Raw genomic sequence first — 15,959 nt, forward strand, 5'->3', positions numbered from 1 at the left:
ATTTAAAATGAAAAAAATAATTACACTTTTATTAATTGTATCATCAAGCTTTGTGTTTTCTCAAGACAATGAAGCTAAATCTTTATTGAATAAAGTATCAGAGAAAGTTAAAAGTTATGATAACATCAGCATTGACTTTAAATATGTACTTCAAAATCTTTCAGAAAATGTCAAGCAGGAAACTCGCGGTGACGTGGTGATTCAAGGGAATAAATACAAATTGAATATTTTGGGTGTTACCCGTATTTTTGATGGCAAGACATTATACAGTATCAGCCCCGAAGATGAAGAAGTGACCATTTCCAAAGACAATTCCGAAGACGAAAACAGTATTACACCCAGCAAAATGTTATCGTTTTATGAAAAGGGTTATACCTATAAAATGGACATCACTCAAAATATTAAAGGTAGAAAAATTCAATATGTTAAGTTAACGCCTATTGATACTGATTCTGAAATCAAAAATATTTTATTAGGAATCGATGCCAATACCAATCATATCTATAATTTAATTGAAACAGGAAAGAATGGTACACAAACCACACTAACTGTTAATTCTTTTAAAACGAATGAACCGTTGTCAAAAACCTTATTTACCTTTGATGAAAGTAAGTACAAAGACTACTACATCAATAAACTGGATTAGGTGACTTGAAAATACTTGACCGATACATATTAAGCACATACCTTAAGACTTTTATCAGCGTGTTTGTAATACTCATGCTGATTTTTGTATTACAGACTATCTGGCTTTATATTAAAGAATTGGCTGGTAAGGATTTGGACATCGTTGTTGTTGGAAAATTCTTGTTTTATTTCTCGCCAAAACTCATCCCATTAGTGCTCCCCTTAACGATTCTTTTAGCATCCATTATGGTATTTGGAAGCTTTGCAGAAAATTATGAGTTTGCCGCTATGAAGTCTACAGGGATTTCATTACAACGCGCCATGGCAGGATTGAGCATATTTATTTTAGGGCTTGCCATTACAACCTTTTTCTTTGCAAACAACGTCATTCCATGGGGAGAATATAATTCCTATAATTTACGAAAAAACATCCAACAGCTTAAACCAGCTATGGTCATAGCTAAAGGACAGTTCAATCAAATTGGAGATGAATACAACCTGAAAGTTAAAAACAAAACTGGTGATCGTGGTCAGTATTTAGAAGAAGTTATTATTCACAAAAAAACAGGAAAGCATAAAAGAGGTAACTACACCACTATTATTTCAAAAACTGGCGAATTGATTGGTGATGAAGATTCCAATATTCTAAAGTTTATTCTTCATGATGGTTATTTCTATGATGATACACCTCCAACCGATCCTAAAGAGAAGCAAAGGCACCCAATGACAAGGAGCTATTTTGAGAAATATACCATAAATATTGATCTTTCGGAGTTGAATAGTAAAGATTTGGATGAGAAAAATGTTTCGGATAAATATAATATGCTCAACATATCCGATTTAAACAAACAAATTGACTCCTTGGAAATATCGCTAAACAAGGATCACGATGATTTTGCCAAAAGCCTTTATAACCGTTCCAACTTGCCCATTATAAACGCTGGATATAATGTGAAAAAAGATAGTACTTACAACGGTGATATTCTAGACTTATTTCCTAATAGCAAAAAAGTTCAATTAGTAGATATGTCTATTAATTCGATTAAAAGTTCCAAACAAATAGTCAAAATCAAAGACAAATATTTTAAAGAAAGGAATATGTGGCTTAATAAACACATTATTGCCTTGCATGAAAAGTTGGCTTTAGGTTTTGCCTGTATTATTTTGTTTTTTGTTGGTGCACCTCTAGGAGCATTGATTCGAAAAGGAGGTATTGGGCTCCCGATGGTTATTGCTATTTTACTATTTCTCACCTATCATTTTATAGGAATTTTTGCCAAAAACAGTGCGAAAGACGGCAGTTTAAATCCTATAATTGCTTCCTGGTTTTCAACGGTCATTATGCTTCCGTTAGGGTACTACTTGACTAAAAGAGCAACTGCAGACAGAGGGCTTTTTGAGTTTGATCATATATTAGAACCGTTAAAAAAGTTGTTCAGAATAAAATCAAAATCTAAAAAAGAAACTGAAAAGCCTAAAGAAATCATTTTATCGCCTGAACAAGTGCAAATTAAAAACGAATTGCTCCCAAATTATAGCATACATTCAAAATACACCCTTGTTTTTTATCTATTATCTTTGGTGTTTTTTATTCTGTTCTTTGTGTTTAAGAATAATAACCTCATTGAATTTGGTTATTCATCACTTCAATTTAGTGCTATTTGTTTAGTGTGCTATGGCGTCTACTTTGTAAAGACCTATCTTAATATTCAAGCATTGTCTAAAATATATGACAATATTAAACTATCAAACGGTATTGTTTACCTTATTATCAGTTTTGTGATATTTCCATTGATTCATTTTATGAGAAAGGATAAAATTTCGCAAGTCATTGGAGATAGTGTAAAATAAGCAATATCTTTGCATCATTAATTTCATAGTCATGATTAATACCATTGATAAAGCAGTGAAAATCCAATTAAATACCATTGAAGAAGCCATTAACGATATTAGAAATGGTAAAGTCATTATTGTGGTTGACGATGAAAATCGTGAAAACGAAGGCGATTTTTTAGCTGCTGCCGAAAAAATCACTCCTGAAACCATCAATTTTATGGCCATGCACGGAAGAGGTCTTATTTGCGCCCCATTAACCGAAAGCCGTTGTAAAGAATTGGACTTGCATATGATGGTTCATAACAATACAGACCCGATGGAAACTGCTTTTACGGTTTCTGTTGACTTAAGAGGTCATGGTGTTACTACAGGAATTTCTGCAAGCGATCGTTCCAAAACTATTCAAGCATTAATAGACCCAAATATAAAACCATTCGAATTGGCAAGACCTGGACATATTTTTCCTTTAGTTGCCAAACAAGGTGGCGTTTTAAGAAGAACAGGGCATACTGAAGCTGCCATAGATTTTGCAAGATTAGCTGGACTCAAACCAGCTGGAGTCATTGTGGAAATCATGAATGAAGATGGTACGATGGCTCGTTTACCGCAACTTTTAGATGTTGCTAAAAAATTTGATCTCAAAATAGTTTCCATTGAAGATTTGGTTGCCTATCGTATGCAACATGACTCACTCATTGAAAAGAAAGAGGATTTTGATATTGAAACCCGTTTTGGGCAATATAGATTACGTGCCTATCATCAAACCACCAATAACCAAATTCATATTGCATTAACTAAAGGCAGCTGGAAAAACAATGAACCAGTTCTGACTAGAATTAATGCCACATTGGTGAATCATGACATATTGGGAACCTTAACCAATAATGCAGATAAAAAATTGGATGATATGTTCAATGTTATCAATGAAGCAGGTAAAGGCGCTATCATATTTATTAACCAACAATCACAATCCATGAATCTTCTAAAAAGGCTCAACGCTTTAAAGGATTCACAAACGCCTGGTGAAATAGTCAAAGCACCAAGAATAGAAATGGATAGTAAAGACTTTGGTATAGGTGCCCAAATTTTACATGATTTAGATATTCACAAACTGCGTTTAATTTCCAATAGCGAACAGACCAAACGTGTGGGTATGATTGGCTATGGTTTGGAAATTGTGGAGTACGTCAATTACTAATCTATTACTTCAAAAACCTTAAATAAGCCCTTACTTTTAGTATTTGGCACTTCAGAAATGAAGGCATATTTACCTGGTGTTAAATCGGCATAAAAATACCCTGTACTGCCTGCTGGCATATCATTGACACCGCCTAGAAATGTGACACCGTTTGGAACTGGTGTAATAAAGCCTTTAGGGTTGTACCAAACCATCCAAGCCTCCAAAGAATCTAAATCAGCATTTGCTGATAGTCGTACCAAATTAATATCAGCACGAGCAAAATTTTCATGTAATTTTTGATTCACAACATTAACTTTAAATATGCTATTGCCTTTTAATATTGCATCTTCAATATGGAAACCATCCTCCTTTATATTCACAACATAACTAGGTTCAGGTTCTTTTATACTACTTTTGCCTTCCAATACATGAACAGCTTTAATCATACCCATGGTGGAATGAAATTTACCATTGGGCATTTTCACATAACATTCAACTAAATAATCACCCGTATCTAAAAATAAAGTTGTGAGGGTTGACTTTTTTGGAGCAATCAAACCGGAACCACCGGCAGGAATAGTTTCATTAAACCAAGCTGGTAATTTTCCAAAAGCTGCAAATCCCTCTTCAGTCTTACCCTCATTTATTAAATCCATCCCTTCCTCGAAAACAGGATCAACTTCTTGTTTATATTTCTGTATATCAGCACCAACAGGCAACTTAATAAATCTGAAAAAATGGGATTCATTTGCTCTGTTATCGTACCTAAAGGTGTTCCAGCCAGATGGAATAGTATCCTTCATTTGAAATTCCATGCTTCTGGTAACTATATCAATGACATTTTCAGGTTCTTGAATGGTTTCTTCAACCTCTACGATTTCTTGCGTTGAAGGTTCTGTTTTCTTATTATCATTTTTACAAGAAACTACTAAAAACAGCATTAGAACGGGTATTAAAATTTTTGATTTCATGTTTTAGTTATTTGGTTAATGTTTATTAAATATAATTAAAAAAGAGGAAAGGCGCTCTAAAAGAGCTAACCTATCCCCTTTCTCCTCAATTAATTAACAGCATTTTTTTAATTGTTATTTTTTAGAAAATATAAAACGGTCTTGCAATCGAACACCATCTTGTTCCACAAAAATGAAGTAAACACCTGCTTCAGTAATATGATTTGAAATCTCTATGGATATGTCATTTTTAGCAACATTTAAATCTTGATATACCAATTGACCCAATTTATTATAAACAGAAACCTTGGCATTCGTAATGATCATATTCTTAATATTTAAAGTTAATGATTGCTTAACTGGGTTTGGATATAACTCAAGCTCTTCTTTATTCATGAAACCAGAACGTTGGCTATTACAACCACCTAATGTATCACCGTGGTCTAAATGACGTTGTAGTTGGTTTTCCCTAACGCATATTTCTATATACTCACCATTATTTTTCAAATGACAAATTAACACTTGGTCTGGAGCACACATAACTGTACTACAAGAATCTGTGCCATCTAGAGGGCAAGGATCACAACCATCTGGTGTCCCATCATTATCTGAATCTATTGTGTCGTCAAAACCTAGACAAACATCCAAATCATCGCAAACACCATCATTATCACTATCATCAGTAGCTGAATTTGGGCAATTATCACAACCGTCAGGAATACCGTCAGCATCTGTATCAACCATATCGTCATAACCAAAGCAGATATCTAAATCGTCACAAATACCATCATTATCACTATCAGTTTCACAAGGGGCATTAATGATACAATATGCTACTGGACTTAAGCTAATGCTCATCATAGAATTCCCTGAATCATTATCTTGTCCGTCATAGAGAATTACTGTAACAGATTCGACTAGACCTGAAATTGAAATAGCCGTAGTATTAGCATTAGCACCGCTATATATACCTTCCTGAATTTCTGAACCAAACTCATTCAAGTAGTAAACTTCAACGTATTCAGTAAACTGATTTCTTGGGTTACCTCTTAATTTTTGATCAATATCAGAAATTGTAAATGCTACATCTTGACTATTACTTGGTAATAGCATTGTTATAATATTGAATCCAGCTCCTGAATGTGTGAGAGGGTTAACAGCAAAATCACTCATATATTCTATACATTCATTAGAATTGTCAGGAGTTCCTGGGTCACAATCATCGTCTATACCATTATCAAGGATTTCTGTTGCACCAGGATTGACATTGAAATTGGTGTCATCACAGTCTTCTGATTGTAAATATCCATCGCCATCTAGATCATCATCCAATGTGGCTGCATTACAGTCATCATCTATACCGTTGTAAGGTACTTCTGTATTGCCTGCAAAGATTAGTGGATTGGTATCGTCGCAATCACCTTCATTCTCTGTTTGGCCGTCACCATCGTTGTCTACATCTAAAGAATTATCAGGTGTGTTTGGATTACAGTCATCATCTATACCGTTATCCGGAATCTCTGTTGCACCAGTATTGACATTGAAATTGGTATCATCACAGTCTTCTGATAATAGGTAACCATCACCATCTAGATCATCATCCAAAGTGGCTGCATTACAGTCATCGTCAATACCGTTGTAAGGTATCTCTACATTACCTGCAAAGATTAGTGGATTGGTATCATCACAATCGCCTTCGTTTTCGGTCTGACCATCACCATCGTTGTCAACATCTAAAGAATTATCAGGTGTGTTTGGATTACAGTCATCATCTATCCCGTTATCCGGAATCTCTGTTGCACCAGGATTGACATTGAAATTGGTGTCATCACAGTCTTCTGATTGTAAATATCCATCGCCATCTAGATCATCATCCAATGTGGCTGCATTACAGTCATCATCTATACCGTTGTAAGGTACTTCTGTATTGCCTGCAAAGATTAGTGGATTGGTATCGTCGCAATCACCTTCATTCTCTGTTTGGCCGTCACCATCGTTGTCTACATCTAAAGAATTATCAGGTGTGTTTGGATTACAGTCATCATCTATACCGTTATCCGGAATCTCTGTTGCACCAGTATTGACATTGAAATTGGTATCATCACAGTCTTCTGATAATAGGTAACCATCACCATCTAGATCATCATCCAAAGTGGCTGCATTACAGTCATCGTCAATACCGTTGTAAGGTATCTCTACATTACCTGCAAAGATTAGTGGATTGGTATCATCACAATCGCCTTCGTTTTCGGTCTGACCATCACCATCGTTGTCAACATCTAAAGAATTATCAGGTGTGTTTGGATTACAGTCATCATCTATCCCGTTATCCGGAATCTCTGTTGCACCAGGATTGACATTGAAATTGGTGTCATCACAGTCTTCTGATTGTAAATATCCATCGCCATCTAGATCATCATCCAATGTGGCTGCATTACAGTCATCATCTATACCGTTGTATGGTACTTCAGTATTGCCGACATAGATATTTGGATTGGTATCGTCGCAATCACCTTCGTTTTCGGTCTGACCATCACCATCGTTGTCAACATCCAAAGGATTATCGTCATCACAACCATCTGGAATACCATCGCCATCTGAATCTATGAAATCATTAAATCCAGGACAAATATCATAGTCATCACATATTCCGTCGCCATCTGTATCCCCAACATTATCATTTCCAATACATAAATCACATCCATTAGGAATGCCATCTAAATCTAAATCCAGATTATCATTAAAACCAGGGCATATATCTATACAGTCTGGAACCGTATCATTATCTGTATCTGCCAAATCATTAAATCCAGGACAAAGATCACAACCATCTGGAATACTATCACCATCTGAATCTATCAGATCATCAAAACCTGGGCAAACATCCAAACAATCAGGAACTGTATCATTATCAGAATCTACCAAATCGTCAAAACCTGGGCATAAATCATCACAGTTTGGAACGGTATCACCATCTGAATCCAAAATACCAACACATTCACAATCAGAATTATATTTATCATTCACAGTACACTCGTCACCATCATCACAAGGAGAACCTTCAAGTACACCTCCACAATCATTGAGCCCTAATTTTACAACCCAATAATCATACGTACCACTATTACCTCCATTATTACCAGATACATCATTAGTATTCGAAGCGGCACGACCTGCAATAATATAATTACCATCACTTGCTTGGTCAATAGATGTACCGAAATCACTTTTATTACCTCCCAAACATTTTTGCCATTGCAAAACACCTAAATCATCAATTTTAACAACCCAATAATCATATTGAAATGAACTATGATTACCGCTTACGTCAACATCATTAGAGTTCGTCTGCCCTACAATTACATAACCTCCACCAGAAGTCAATTGTATTTCTAGTGCAAACTCATTTTGAGTACCGCCATAGTTTTTTTCCCATACAAGCTCACCTGCTGCATTCAATTTTAATACCCAAAAATCTTCCCCACCATTATTACTTGAAACATCACCATCTTGAGATTGAGTCATTCCAGCTACTATATAGCCACCATCTAGTGTTTGTCTAACTGACCTCCCATAATCTGCATTTGCACCTCCATAAGTATATTGCCATACAACATTGGAAAAGGCATCTAATTTTATAACAATCAGATCTGGATTTAAACCATAATGCCCTGTTACAATATAGCCTCCGTCTAAAGTTTGTTCAGCCCACCATGCTTGTGCACCTCCAAAAGTAGTATTTGACCAGTTAGGGCTTAAATCTCCATTGCCATCAAGTTTTACTACCCAAATTCCTCCATTTGAACGAAACCCTGAAGCTATATAGCCTCCATCAGAAGTTTGCTTTATACTGTGACCACGATCTGTACCTGTAGTCCCGTATTTTGTTCCCCATTCTATGTTTCCTAAACTATCCAGTTTTACGATTAAAATATCATCACCACCAATATTGTCACCAAAAAAATTATCTGAATCAGACATGCCAATTAAAATAAATCCGTCATCTGCAGTTTGCTGTATTGAATAAGCTTCTTCATCACCTGTCCCTCCATAACTCTTTTCCCATTCAATGTTACCTGAACTATCTAACTTAACAACCCAAATATCCCTAAACCCAAAATATTCAGAAATATCTCCATCACTAGAAGAATTGTAACCAGCCACAATATACCCTCCATCTGAAGTTTGTCTAATTGATCTTGCTACATCATTAATTGACCCCCCTAAAGACTTTTGCCAGGCAATATCAGGTTGCGCCAATGACACACTTATACTTAAGAGCAATAATAGTGTAATTAAAATTTTTGTTTTCATGATTTTATAGTTTAGATTAATAGCATTTAAATTTTATTGACGAGTCCATTCTTGATAGTTACCAGCTCCACCAGCATCCACAATGATCCAGATGACGTCATCAGATTGAAAATCTATAATAGCACTGTAGTAATTATAATCGCTTCCCAATTCCGAATGTGTAAAATCACTAGTATCATTGCTCACTATATTCATCCACTTGACGTCATCCACCTCGAAAACCAGAGTCTATGGGATCAACAATGACCCCATCATTTTCAGTTACTTCCACAATCATACCGATGTTACCTGTATGATTACCACCTGTTCGAAGCCATGTGCCTTGTAAATCGGCAATGGTATAGGTTACGTCATTGTTATTATTGTTGTTTCCGTTGTTGTCATTGTTATTTCCATTTTCAAGTAATGGACTATCCTCTGAACATGAAACTAGTGCAATGAATACGATGCATAGGGCATAAATAAACTTGGATTTTGTTTTCATAATGATGTATTTGATGGTTAGATTTTCTGATTTTATAAATTGTCAGAATACGCTCTTTAGTGTGTTTAAAAACAAAAGGTTAACATCATTCTTGAATTTTTAGTAATTTTCTTACTTTTAGATAACTTTTTTAATCACATGGTTAACCTTTTACTTTTTTTTAAACTAAATGAATAGACATACTGAAGAGCTTTTTACCAAAATCAGACAGGGCGACAGTAGTATATTAGAAGCTATTTATTTAGATAATAGGTTGGCTTTCCTCAATTTTGGATTAAAATATAATTTGAGTGAAGAAGCATTATTGGATATATATCAAGACGCTATTATTGCATTTGTTGAAAATGTGACCAATGGTAAAATAATAGCTTTAAACTGTTCCGTTAAAACTTACTTATTTTCAATAGGAAAATATATGATTTTCAAAAAATTGAAAAAAGAAATTAAGTTAGAAACACTAGACCTAGATGATAAAAGATTGGAGTTATCTATTAAATTAATTGATAATATTTATGACGAAAGTAATGTTGAAAATAATAAACTTATTAAACAATGTTTAGATAAGTTAGGTGAACAATGCCAAACCGTGTTGAAGCTTTTTTATTATAATGGTTTTACTTTGGAAGAAATTCAACAGCATCTAAACTATGGTAATTATAATACCGTAAAAAGTCAAAAATCACGTTGTCTTAAGAATTTAAAAGAATTGATTAATGAGCAGTTAAAAAATGAATAAGGAAGAATTAATAGCAAAATACATTCGTAATGAATTAAATGAATCCGAGAATAATGCTATTCAAGAATTATTGGATTCTGACCCTGACTTTAAAGAACAGTTAGAATTTGAAGTTAATGTACAAAAGGCCATTTACAACAGTGAATACAATAAGCAGAAACAATTTTTTAAAGATATTGAAAATAAAAGCAACACTGAAAACAAAACTAAACCAAAGCTTTGGTATTACATAGCTGCATCAATTATAATTTTGGTTTCTATTAGCATCTACTGGAATCAAATATCTAAAAGTCCTGATAGGTTATTTGCTGATTATTATAAAGTGGCTTCCAATACAACTTACCCAATTGTTAGAGATAATGATTCCAATAGTGATATTTCCAAGGCTTTTGTTGCCTATGAACGCGAAGCCTATAATGAAGCTCAAATGGCTTTTGCAAATCTTTACAACACTACAAAAAATACTGAACTGTTATTCTATGAGGCCATTTGCTACTTGGAAATGGATGAAACACAACGAGCCATAGAGATCTTTATCAAGCATCAACGTTTCCAAGATAAATTAGCTGGAAAAAGTCAGTGGTATTTAGCGCTTTCCTATTTAAAGTCTGATGAAAAAAGTAAGGCCAAAAATCTTTTGGAAGAGATTCGTTCTTCTACCTCAAATTATAATTGCGACAAAGCAAAGGATTTACTTTCGAAACTTTGATTTTCTAATAAAAAACAAGGCAATAATTGGCAGAACAATTAATGATAACCACCATCTTTGATTTTCGTGAACTTCAAATGGCTCAACATTACCAGATACTATGAAGCCAGACCAATAATAAGGGTGTTTTAATTCACTATCAATGTCGGAGGCCAAATATTCTTTCTTCGCCCATTTTAGTGCTTCTGATTTAGATTTTCCTTCATTGAGATATTTATAAAAAGAGGTCATCAATGTAGCAGTTGCTTTGTCATCAACTTTCCAAAGACTCATAACCGTACTAGGTACGCCAGCATATGTAAAAGCTTTAGATATGCTCTGCACACCCTCTCCATTAACATAACGTCCATTTCCGGTGTCACAGGCACTCAATACAGCCAAATCGGCATGTAATGAAGTATTGTATAATGACCCAATTAACATATCGTTTTCAGCAAAATTTAATACAGATAATTCAGGAATTTCCTCATCAATGTTAGTATGAAGACCAAAGTGTAAAACATTATGAGATTGGGCATGTTTAAAAAAATCATCGCTATTTTTTATGTAATAATCAGTTGCATCAACCAAATGTTTAATACCCTCAATCTCTTTATCCAACTCTGGTAAAAACCCCTTTTTGTTTAATGAATTGCCATTTTGAGCCTTAAAAATACCCACATTAAGTTTTTTATTAATATGGTTCGTATCCAGTTGTTCATAATACAATTTTAAACTCCCTGCATAATTCAAGACCATATCAGATTCAAAATAATTAGGCAGCAAGACCTCAAAAGGAATCAAACTCATCATTCCAGAACTAACTATTGTAACATGCTTTTTATCCGATTCGATTAAAGGTTCAATCAACTTTCTCAAAGTGCTTGGAATAATGACCTCTGAATTGAATGTTGATACCAATTCATTAAAATTCCCAATTGTTTCATTGAAATTCTCACTGTTGATTATTTTCACCAATTTCGTATTGCCTTTAGTAATGGCAAATGCGTAAATATCATTCTTTGAGACAATATACTTTACAGCTACTTCGTCAGGTTTCAAACGCTCTCTAAAATTCTGAATATCAAATAAGTTAATTCTAGAATTACCGTATTGAATGTAATTATTGCTTATGTGTTTTTGATGGTTCCGTAATTGATTATTTAAGTCTGTCAAGCGGAGTTTCAAATTATCCAGATCTATAGCTTCAGAATTTCTTTTTTCATACAATTCTATCTGGTAAAAATTTATAAGTGATTGTAATTTTTGTTCTTTTAGCAATAAACTATCAGGAATATTTACTTTAACATTTCTACCATAAATAAATTTTGACCAAGTTAATCGAGAACTATTATTTTCGATAGCTTCCAAAGTTGTGTCAAAGGTTTTCCTTGAAGGATTTAATAAAGCGCATTGAAGCAATCCATGTTGAATATCGTTAAAGCTGTCATACAAATTATTGTTGAAGGCATCTCCTTTATAGATTCGTTCAAAAAAATGGGATGACAACATGAAAAGATTATTGGCAGTTTCTAAATATTCCATTTTATGGGATGTATGATGCCAATCAAGATATATATTGGCAATATCCAATATGCCATTCAAAATTTCGAATGTATAATACTCATGTAAATCCTTAATATTTAAATTTTTTAATTCCAGGGAAGAATTTGGAGATTTTAAAAGCAACAAAAATGCATCCTTAATATGTGCTTCATTTTTTAATAAGATGGCCCTTTTGAATAATAACTGAAGCCTGTCATGATTCGTAAGCTCTTCACTTTCTAAAATCAATTTCAAAATTTCTAAAGCTGATTCCGTTTTATTATGATTAGCATACAAATGAAACAACTGTATCTGATAAGGAATGGGACTGAAATAATACTTTTCTTTATTAGCTTCAATAAGGGACAAAGCTTTTTTAATTAAGATGTCAGCTGTATTGAATTCAAGATCAGGAAGACTAGACTCTGTTAAAAACAAATTCGCTTTGCTTTCAACATTCCACCGATACTTATCTAATGAGTCTTTTAATAATTCATGAGTTTCCTTAATTAAGGATTTAGCTTTATTAAAATCTTTACTTTTTAAATAAAACTTAATGTAACTCTCATTAAGTAACACGCGTTCCCTTTTAATTAAGGTAATCTTTTCAGTTTTCTTTCTTGAGTTGGCAACTGAATCAAATAGGGTTTCTTTTTTCAAGAAGTAACTTTCAGCCAACTCCTTATTTCCATAGTTTAGATGCCAGTTTGCTAATTCCCCGTAAATGGTGAATTTTTGAAAAAAAGCATCCTCTCCACCATAAATATTTGTCCAATAATTTTCTGATTCCTCCAACAGTTTAAATTCCTCGTTCTTTAATCCTAACTTTCTATAATTACTGATAATCCTATGATTATTGATGTATACCTCCTTTAACTCATTAGGGTGATATTTTTTATAAAGCTTGAATGAGCGTTCATAATACTCATTGGATTTTTCAGGGTTTTCTAATTTGTTATTAATAAAACCTAAATCATCCAAAATATGAAGAATCTTAATATGATGTTCAGGAAAGGTGTCACGCAGAACTTCATAATCTTTCCGGGCCTCTTTTAAAGTTTCTGGCCATTGCCCTGTGTAACCATATTGATGATAAATTCTATTTAAAATTAAATGTCTAAAGAACAGCTTTCTGTCATCCTCTGAAATAATAGTTTCAACCAAACGATAAGCTTCTTGAGATTTTTCAAGACCTTCCAATATATTCTTTCTTCCACCTCTTGTTTCTAAAATGCACGATTTCGTGTAGAGCTCTTTAGCTTTTAAATATGTTTTATAATTTGTAGAATGATTCGGTTCATCTAGTGCTAATTTCCGAAACTTTATGGATTCATCATACTCACCAATCTTATCCAATGAATCTGCGATTGCCGTATTGGTTGGAGAGCGACTCTCTTGAGAAACCCCAAATAAAGGCAGTAAGCAAAAAAATAATAACCTTAAGTAATTCATTAGCAGTTGGTTCGTAACTTAAAGTTATAAAAAAGTTTAGACAAACCTATTTTAGAACAGAAGTAATAGCCTTAACCATCTTCCTTGAACGTTCAAGAACGTCTTCTTCCGTCCAAGACAATTTAATTAAGCAGGAAATGTTACGACCAATAAAGTGATCAGACTGTTCAAACGTTTTGGTTTCCAAATATTTCAATCCAGCTTTGACTTCGGCTGAAAGTGGATAAAGGGATTTTAATTCTTTAAGATGATCCCACTTTCTAATGTAATGCCAGTTGTTATCGTAGTAATTCCAACAGGCATCAATGCCATTTTCTGCAAAAGCCCGAATAACTTTTCTGGATGTTTCCAAATCAGGCAAGAAAAAACTTAAAAAGGAATAGCTTTCAACACCACCTTCTGGTACTTTTCTAAATGTCACTTCAGGAATTTGAGATAACGCTTCTCTAATGATGCTGTAGTTTTTCTGTTGAATAGCCACAAACTCATCCAATCGTCTTAACTGGGCCAAGCCTACAGCTGCATGCAATTCAGAGATTCGAAAATTATAACCCAGAAACGGATGGGTTTCTGCACCACGATCTTGACCTATGTGGTCGTGGCCATGATCAGAATAATGATCAGAATTTATATAATATTTATCGTTATTGGTTAAAACAGCACCACCTTCACCAGCTGTAATAATTTTTACAAAATCAAGTGACAAACAGCCAATATCACCAATACTACCTAATGATTTCCCATTGTAAGTAGCACCTGTTGCCTGAGACGAATCTTCTATTAACAATAGGTCATGTTTTTTACAAATGGTTTGTAAAGCATCCAAATTGGCCATACTACCACACATATGCACAGGCATGATGGCTTTGGTTTTAGATGAAATCGCAGCCTCTACAGCTTTGGGGTCTAACGTTAAAGTATCATCAACATCTACTAAAATAGGTATTGCACCCAACATCATAATCGCTTCAAAACTTGCCACAAAAGTAAACGTTGGCATAATCACCTCGTCTCCAGCTCCAATTCCGGCAGCTGCCAAAGCGACTGTTACTGCTGCAGTGCCACTGGATACCAATTGGGCATGCTTCACATTCAATGTTTCCTGAAGTGCTTCTTCGAGAGCCTTCGCCTTCCAATGACCTTTGCGCATACCGTCAAAACCATAACGCATTAATACACCATTATCTAATACATCCTGTAATTCCTGACGTTCCGCATCTCCGAATAATTCAAATCCTGGCATAACTGGTTTTTTTATAAAGTAATTATTGAATCTTTCAATGGCTTTCGAACCTTTTTAAAATCTGCAAACATATCATCATCAGCTCGATAACCTATTGGCAATAATAAAACCGATTTTAAACCACGTTTTTTCAACCCTAAAACCTCATCATAACGATCTGATTTAAACCCTTCCATGGGACAAGAATCAATGCCTTCCAAAGCGCAAACAGTCAATATATTACCCATAGCCAAATAAGCCTGATTGGTCGCCCAATCTTCAATTAAAGCTTGTGGTTTTTTTTCAAAATCTGAAATTAAAAAATCCTGAAACGGTTTTAAAATCGATTTGGGGGTATTTCTAATATCATGAACTCTATTAAAATATTCCACCACAAAATCTTCATCGATAGCAGTTTCGATACAAAACACCAAAACATGGGATGCTTCAGCTATTTGTTTTTGGTTCATGGTATCTGGAATCAATTGAGTCTGTAGCGTTTTGTCACTAAAAACAACCAATTTTATGGGCTGCAAACCATATGAAGTCGCGGTTAAATTAAAAGCTTCCGTTAAGACCTGAAGTTTTTCATCACTAATAAGTTTTGAAGAATCAAACGCTTTTGTGGCATAACGCCATTGTAAATGATCAATAACATTCATGTGTTCAAATTTGTAAAGACAAAAATAGGAATACTGTTTTGGTTCAACTAATGGAATGGAAAATTTGTATAAAAATTTCAGGCTTTTATTTGAAAGAAACGAAAAAGGGTTCTATATTTGCATCCGCATTTAGGGAATACCTAATGAGGCACTCAAGGAGAAATGGCAGAGTGGTCGAATGCGGCAGTCTTGAAAACTGTTGAGGGTCACACCTCCGGGGGTTCGAATCCCTCTTTCTCCGCAAACAAGCGCAAGGCTTGAAA

Annotated in this window: 12 protein-coding genes and 1 tRNA gene; 6 read left to right on the forward strand and 7 right to left on the reverse strand. The window is 34.2% G+C overall.

The window, feature by feature from the left end; all coding sequences use genetic code 11:
* Nucleotides 1-7: 7 nt before the first annotated feature.
* Genes lolA1 through ribB form a run of 3 tightly spaced genes read left to right on the forward strand, consistent with a single transcriptional unit; the run spans nt 8 to nt 3,661 of the window.
* Nucleotides 8-646, forward strand: coding sequence for an outer membrane lipoprotein periplasmic chaperone LolA1 (gene lolA1 / locus ACKXGU_RS02035; RefSeq protein ID WP_463466421.1), 639 nt, complete (start codon nt 8-10; stop codon nt 644-646).
* A 5-nt stretch (nt 647-651) separates the two neighbouring features.
* On the forward strand, nt 652-2,478 hold the full coding sequence (locus ACKXGU_RS02040) for an LptF/LptG family permease (RefSeq protein WP_463466422.1): 1,827 nt from the start codon (nt 652-654) through the stop codon (nt 2,476-2,478).
* A gap of 31 nt (nt 2,479-2,509) precedes the next feature.
* Nucleotides 2,510-3,661: a 3,4-dihydroxy-2-butanone-4-phosphate synthase gene (gene ribB / locus ACKXGU_RS02045; RefSeq protein WP_463466423.1), complete on the forward strand. Its 1,152-nt coding sequence runs from the start codon at nt 2,510-2,512 to the stop codon at nt 3,659-3,661.
* On the opposite strand, the gene ACKXGU_RS02050 is transcribed toward ribB, so the two are convergent.
* From ACKXGU_RS02050 to ACKXGU_RS02065, 4 genes are all read right to left on the reverse strand, one after another.
* Nucleotides 3,658-4,614, reverse strand: coding sequence for a hypothetical protein (locus tag ACKXGU_RS02050; RefSeq protein ID WP_463466424.1), 957 nt, complete (start codon nt 4,612-4,614; stop codon nt 3,658-3,660). The genes ribB and ACKXGU_RS02050 overlap by 4 nt on opposite strands.
* A 114-nt stretch (nt 4,615-4,728) precedes the next feature.
* Nucleotides 4,729-8,907: a MopE-related protein gene (locus ACKXGU_RS02055; protein WP_463466425.1), complete on the reverse strand. Its 4,179-nt coding sequence runs from the start codon at nt 8,905-8,907 to the stop codon at nt 4,729-4,731.
* Nucleotides 8,908-8,940: 33 nt separating this feature from the next.
* Nucleotides 8,941-9,102, reverse strand: a complete 162-nt coding sequence (locus tag ACKXGU_RS02060) for a hypothetical protein (RefSeq protein WP_463466426.1) — start codon at nt 9,100-9,102, stop codon at nt 8,941-8,943.
* A 10-nt stretch (nt 9,103-9,112) separates the two neighbouring features.
* On the reverse strand, nt 9,113-9,391 hold the full coding sequence (locus tag ACKXGU_RS02065) for a hypothetical protein (protein WP_463466427.1): 279 nt from the start codon (nt 9,389-9,391) through the stop codon (nt 9,113-9,115).
* A gap of 169 nt (nt 9,392-9,560) precedes the next feature.
* On the opposite strand from ACKXGU_RS02065, the gene ACKXGU_RS02070 reads away from it, so the two are divergent.
* Both ACKXGU_RS02070 and ACKXGU_RS02075 read left to right on the forward strand, forming a co-directional pair.
* Nucleotides 9,561-10,127, forward strand: coding sequence for an RNA polymerase sigma factor (locus tag ACKXGU_RS02070; RefSeq protein WP_463466428.1), 567 nt, complete (start codon nt 9,561-9,563; stop codon nt 10,125-10,127).
* Nucleotides 10,120-10,836, forward strand: a complete 717-nt coding sequence (locus tag ACKXGU_RS02075) for a tetratricopeptide repeat protein (protein ID WP_463466429.1) — start codon at nt 10,120-10,122, stop codon at nt 10,834-10,836. Before ACKXGU_RS02070 ends, ACKXGU_RS02075 begins: the two co-directional genes overlap by 8 nt.
* Here the strand turns inward: ACKXGU_RS02075 and ACKXGU_RS02080 are convergent.
* The 3 genes from ACKXGU_RS02080 to ACKXGU_RS02090 are packed head-to-tail and all read right to left on the reverse strand — an operon-like array spanning nt 10,819 to nt 15,696.
* The gene (locus ACKXGU_RS02080; protein ID WP_463466430.1) at nt 10,819-13,812 is read right to left on the reverse strand and encodes a CHAT domain-containing protein; all 2,994 of its coding nucleotides are present in this window, start codon (nt 13,810-13,812) and stop codon (nt 10,819-10,821) included. The genes ACKXGU_RS02075 and ACKXGU_RS02080 overlap by 18 nt on opposite strands.
* Nucleotides 13,813-13,858: 46 nt before the next feature.
* On the reverse strand, nt 13,859-15,055 hold the full coding sequence (locus ACKXGU_RS02085) for a DegT/DnrJ/EryC1/StrS family aminotransferase (protein WP_463466431.1): 1,197 nt from the start codon (nt 15,053-15,055) through the stop codon (nt 13,859-13,861).
* Nucleotides 15,056-15,066: 11 nt separating this feature from the next.
* A complete protein-coding gene (locus ACKXGU_RS02090) occupies nt 15,067-15,696 on the reverse strand; it encodes an NAD(P)H-dependent oxidoreductase (RefSeq protein WP_463466432.1) in 630 nt (209 codons plus the stop codon).
* A 156-nt stretch (nt 15,697-15,852) separates the two neighbouring features.
* Here ACKXGU_RS02090 and ACKXGU_RS02095 point away from each other — a divergent pair.
* Nucleotides 15,853-15,937: transfer RNA gene (locus ACKXGU_RS02095), tRNA-Ser, on the forward strand.
* Nucleotides 15,938-15,959: the final 22 nt, after the last annotated feature.

Source organism: Hanstruepera sp. CR43, from assembly GCF_055227665.1.

Excerpts from the sequence above, each read along its gene's own strand:
- lolA1 (WP_463466421.1), top strand. The coding sequence starts at position 8 with ATGAAAAAAATAATTACACTTTTATTAATTGTATCATCAAGCTTTGTG.
- ribB (WP_463466423.1), top strand. The coding sequence starts at position 2,510 with ATGATTAATACCATTGATAAAGCAGTGAAAATCCAATTAAATACCATT.
- ACKXGU_RS02050 (WP_463466424.1), bottom strand. The coding sequence starts at position 4,614 with ATGAAATCAAAAATTTTAATACCCGTTCTAATGCTGTTTTTAGTAGTT.
- ACKXGU_RS02055 (WP_463466425.1), bottom strand. The coding sequence starts at position 8,907 with ATGAAAACAAAAATTTTAATTACACTATTATTGCTCTTAAGTATAAGT.
- ACKXGU_RS02060 (WP_463466426.1), bottom strand. The coding sequence starts at position 9,102 with ATGAATATAGTGAGCAATGATACTAGTGATTTTACACATTCGGAATTG.
- ACKXGU_RS02065 (WP_463466427.1), bottom strand. The coding sequence starts at position 9,391 with ATGAAAACAAAATCCAAGTTTATTTATGCCCTATGCATCGTATTCATT.
- ACKXGU_RS02070 (WP_463466428.1), top strand. The coding sequence starts at position 9,561 with ATGAATAGACATACTGAAGAGCTTTTTACCAAAATCAGACAGGGCGAC.
- ACKXGU_RS02075 (WP_463466429.1), top strand. The coding sequence starts at position 10,120 with ATGAATAAGGAAGAATTAATAGCAAAATACATTCGTAATGAATTAAAT.
- ACKXGU_RS02080 (WP_463466430.1), bottom strand. The coding sequence starts at position 13,812 with ATGAATTACTTAAGGTTATTATTTTTTTGCTTACTGCCTTTATTTGGG.
- ACKXGU_RS02085 (WP_463466431.1), bottom strand. The coding sequence starts at position 15,055 with ATGCCAGGATTTGAATTATTCGGAGATGCGGAACGTCAGGAATTACAG.
- ACKXGU_RS02090 (WP_463466432.1), bottom strand. The coding sequence starts at position 15,696 with ATGAATGTTATTGATCATTTACAATGGCGTTATGCCACAAAAGCGTTT.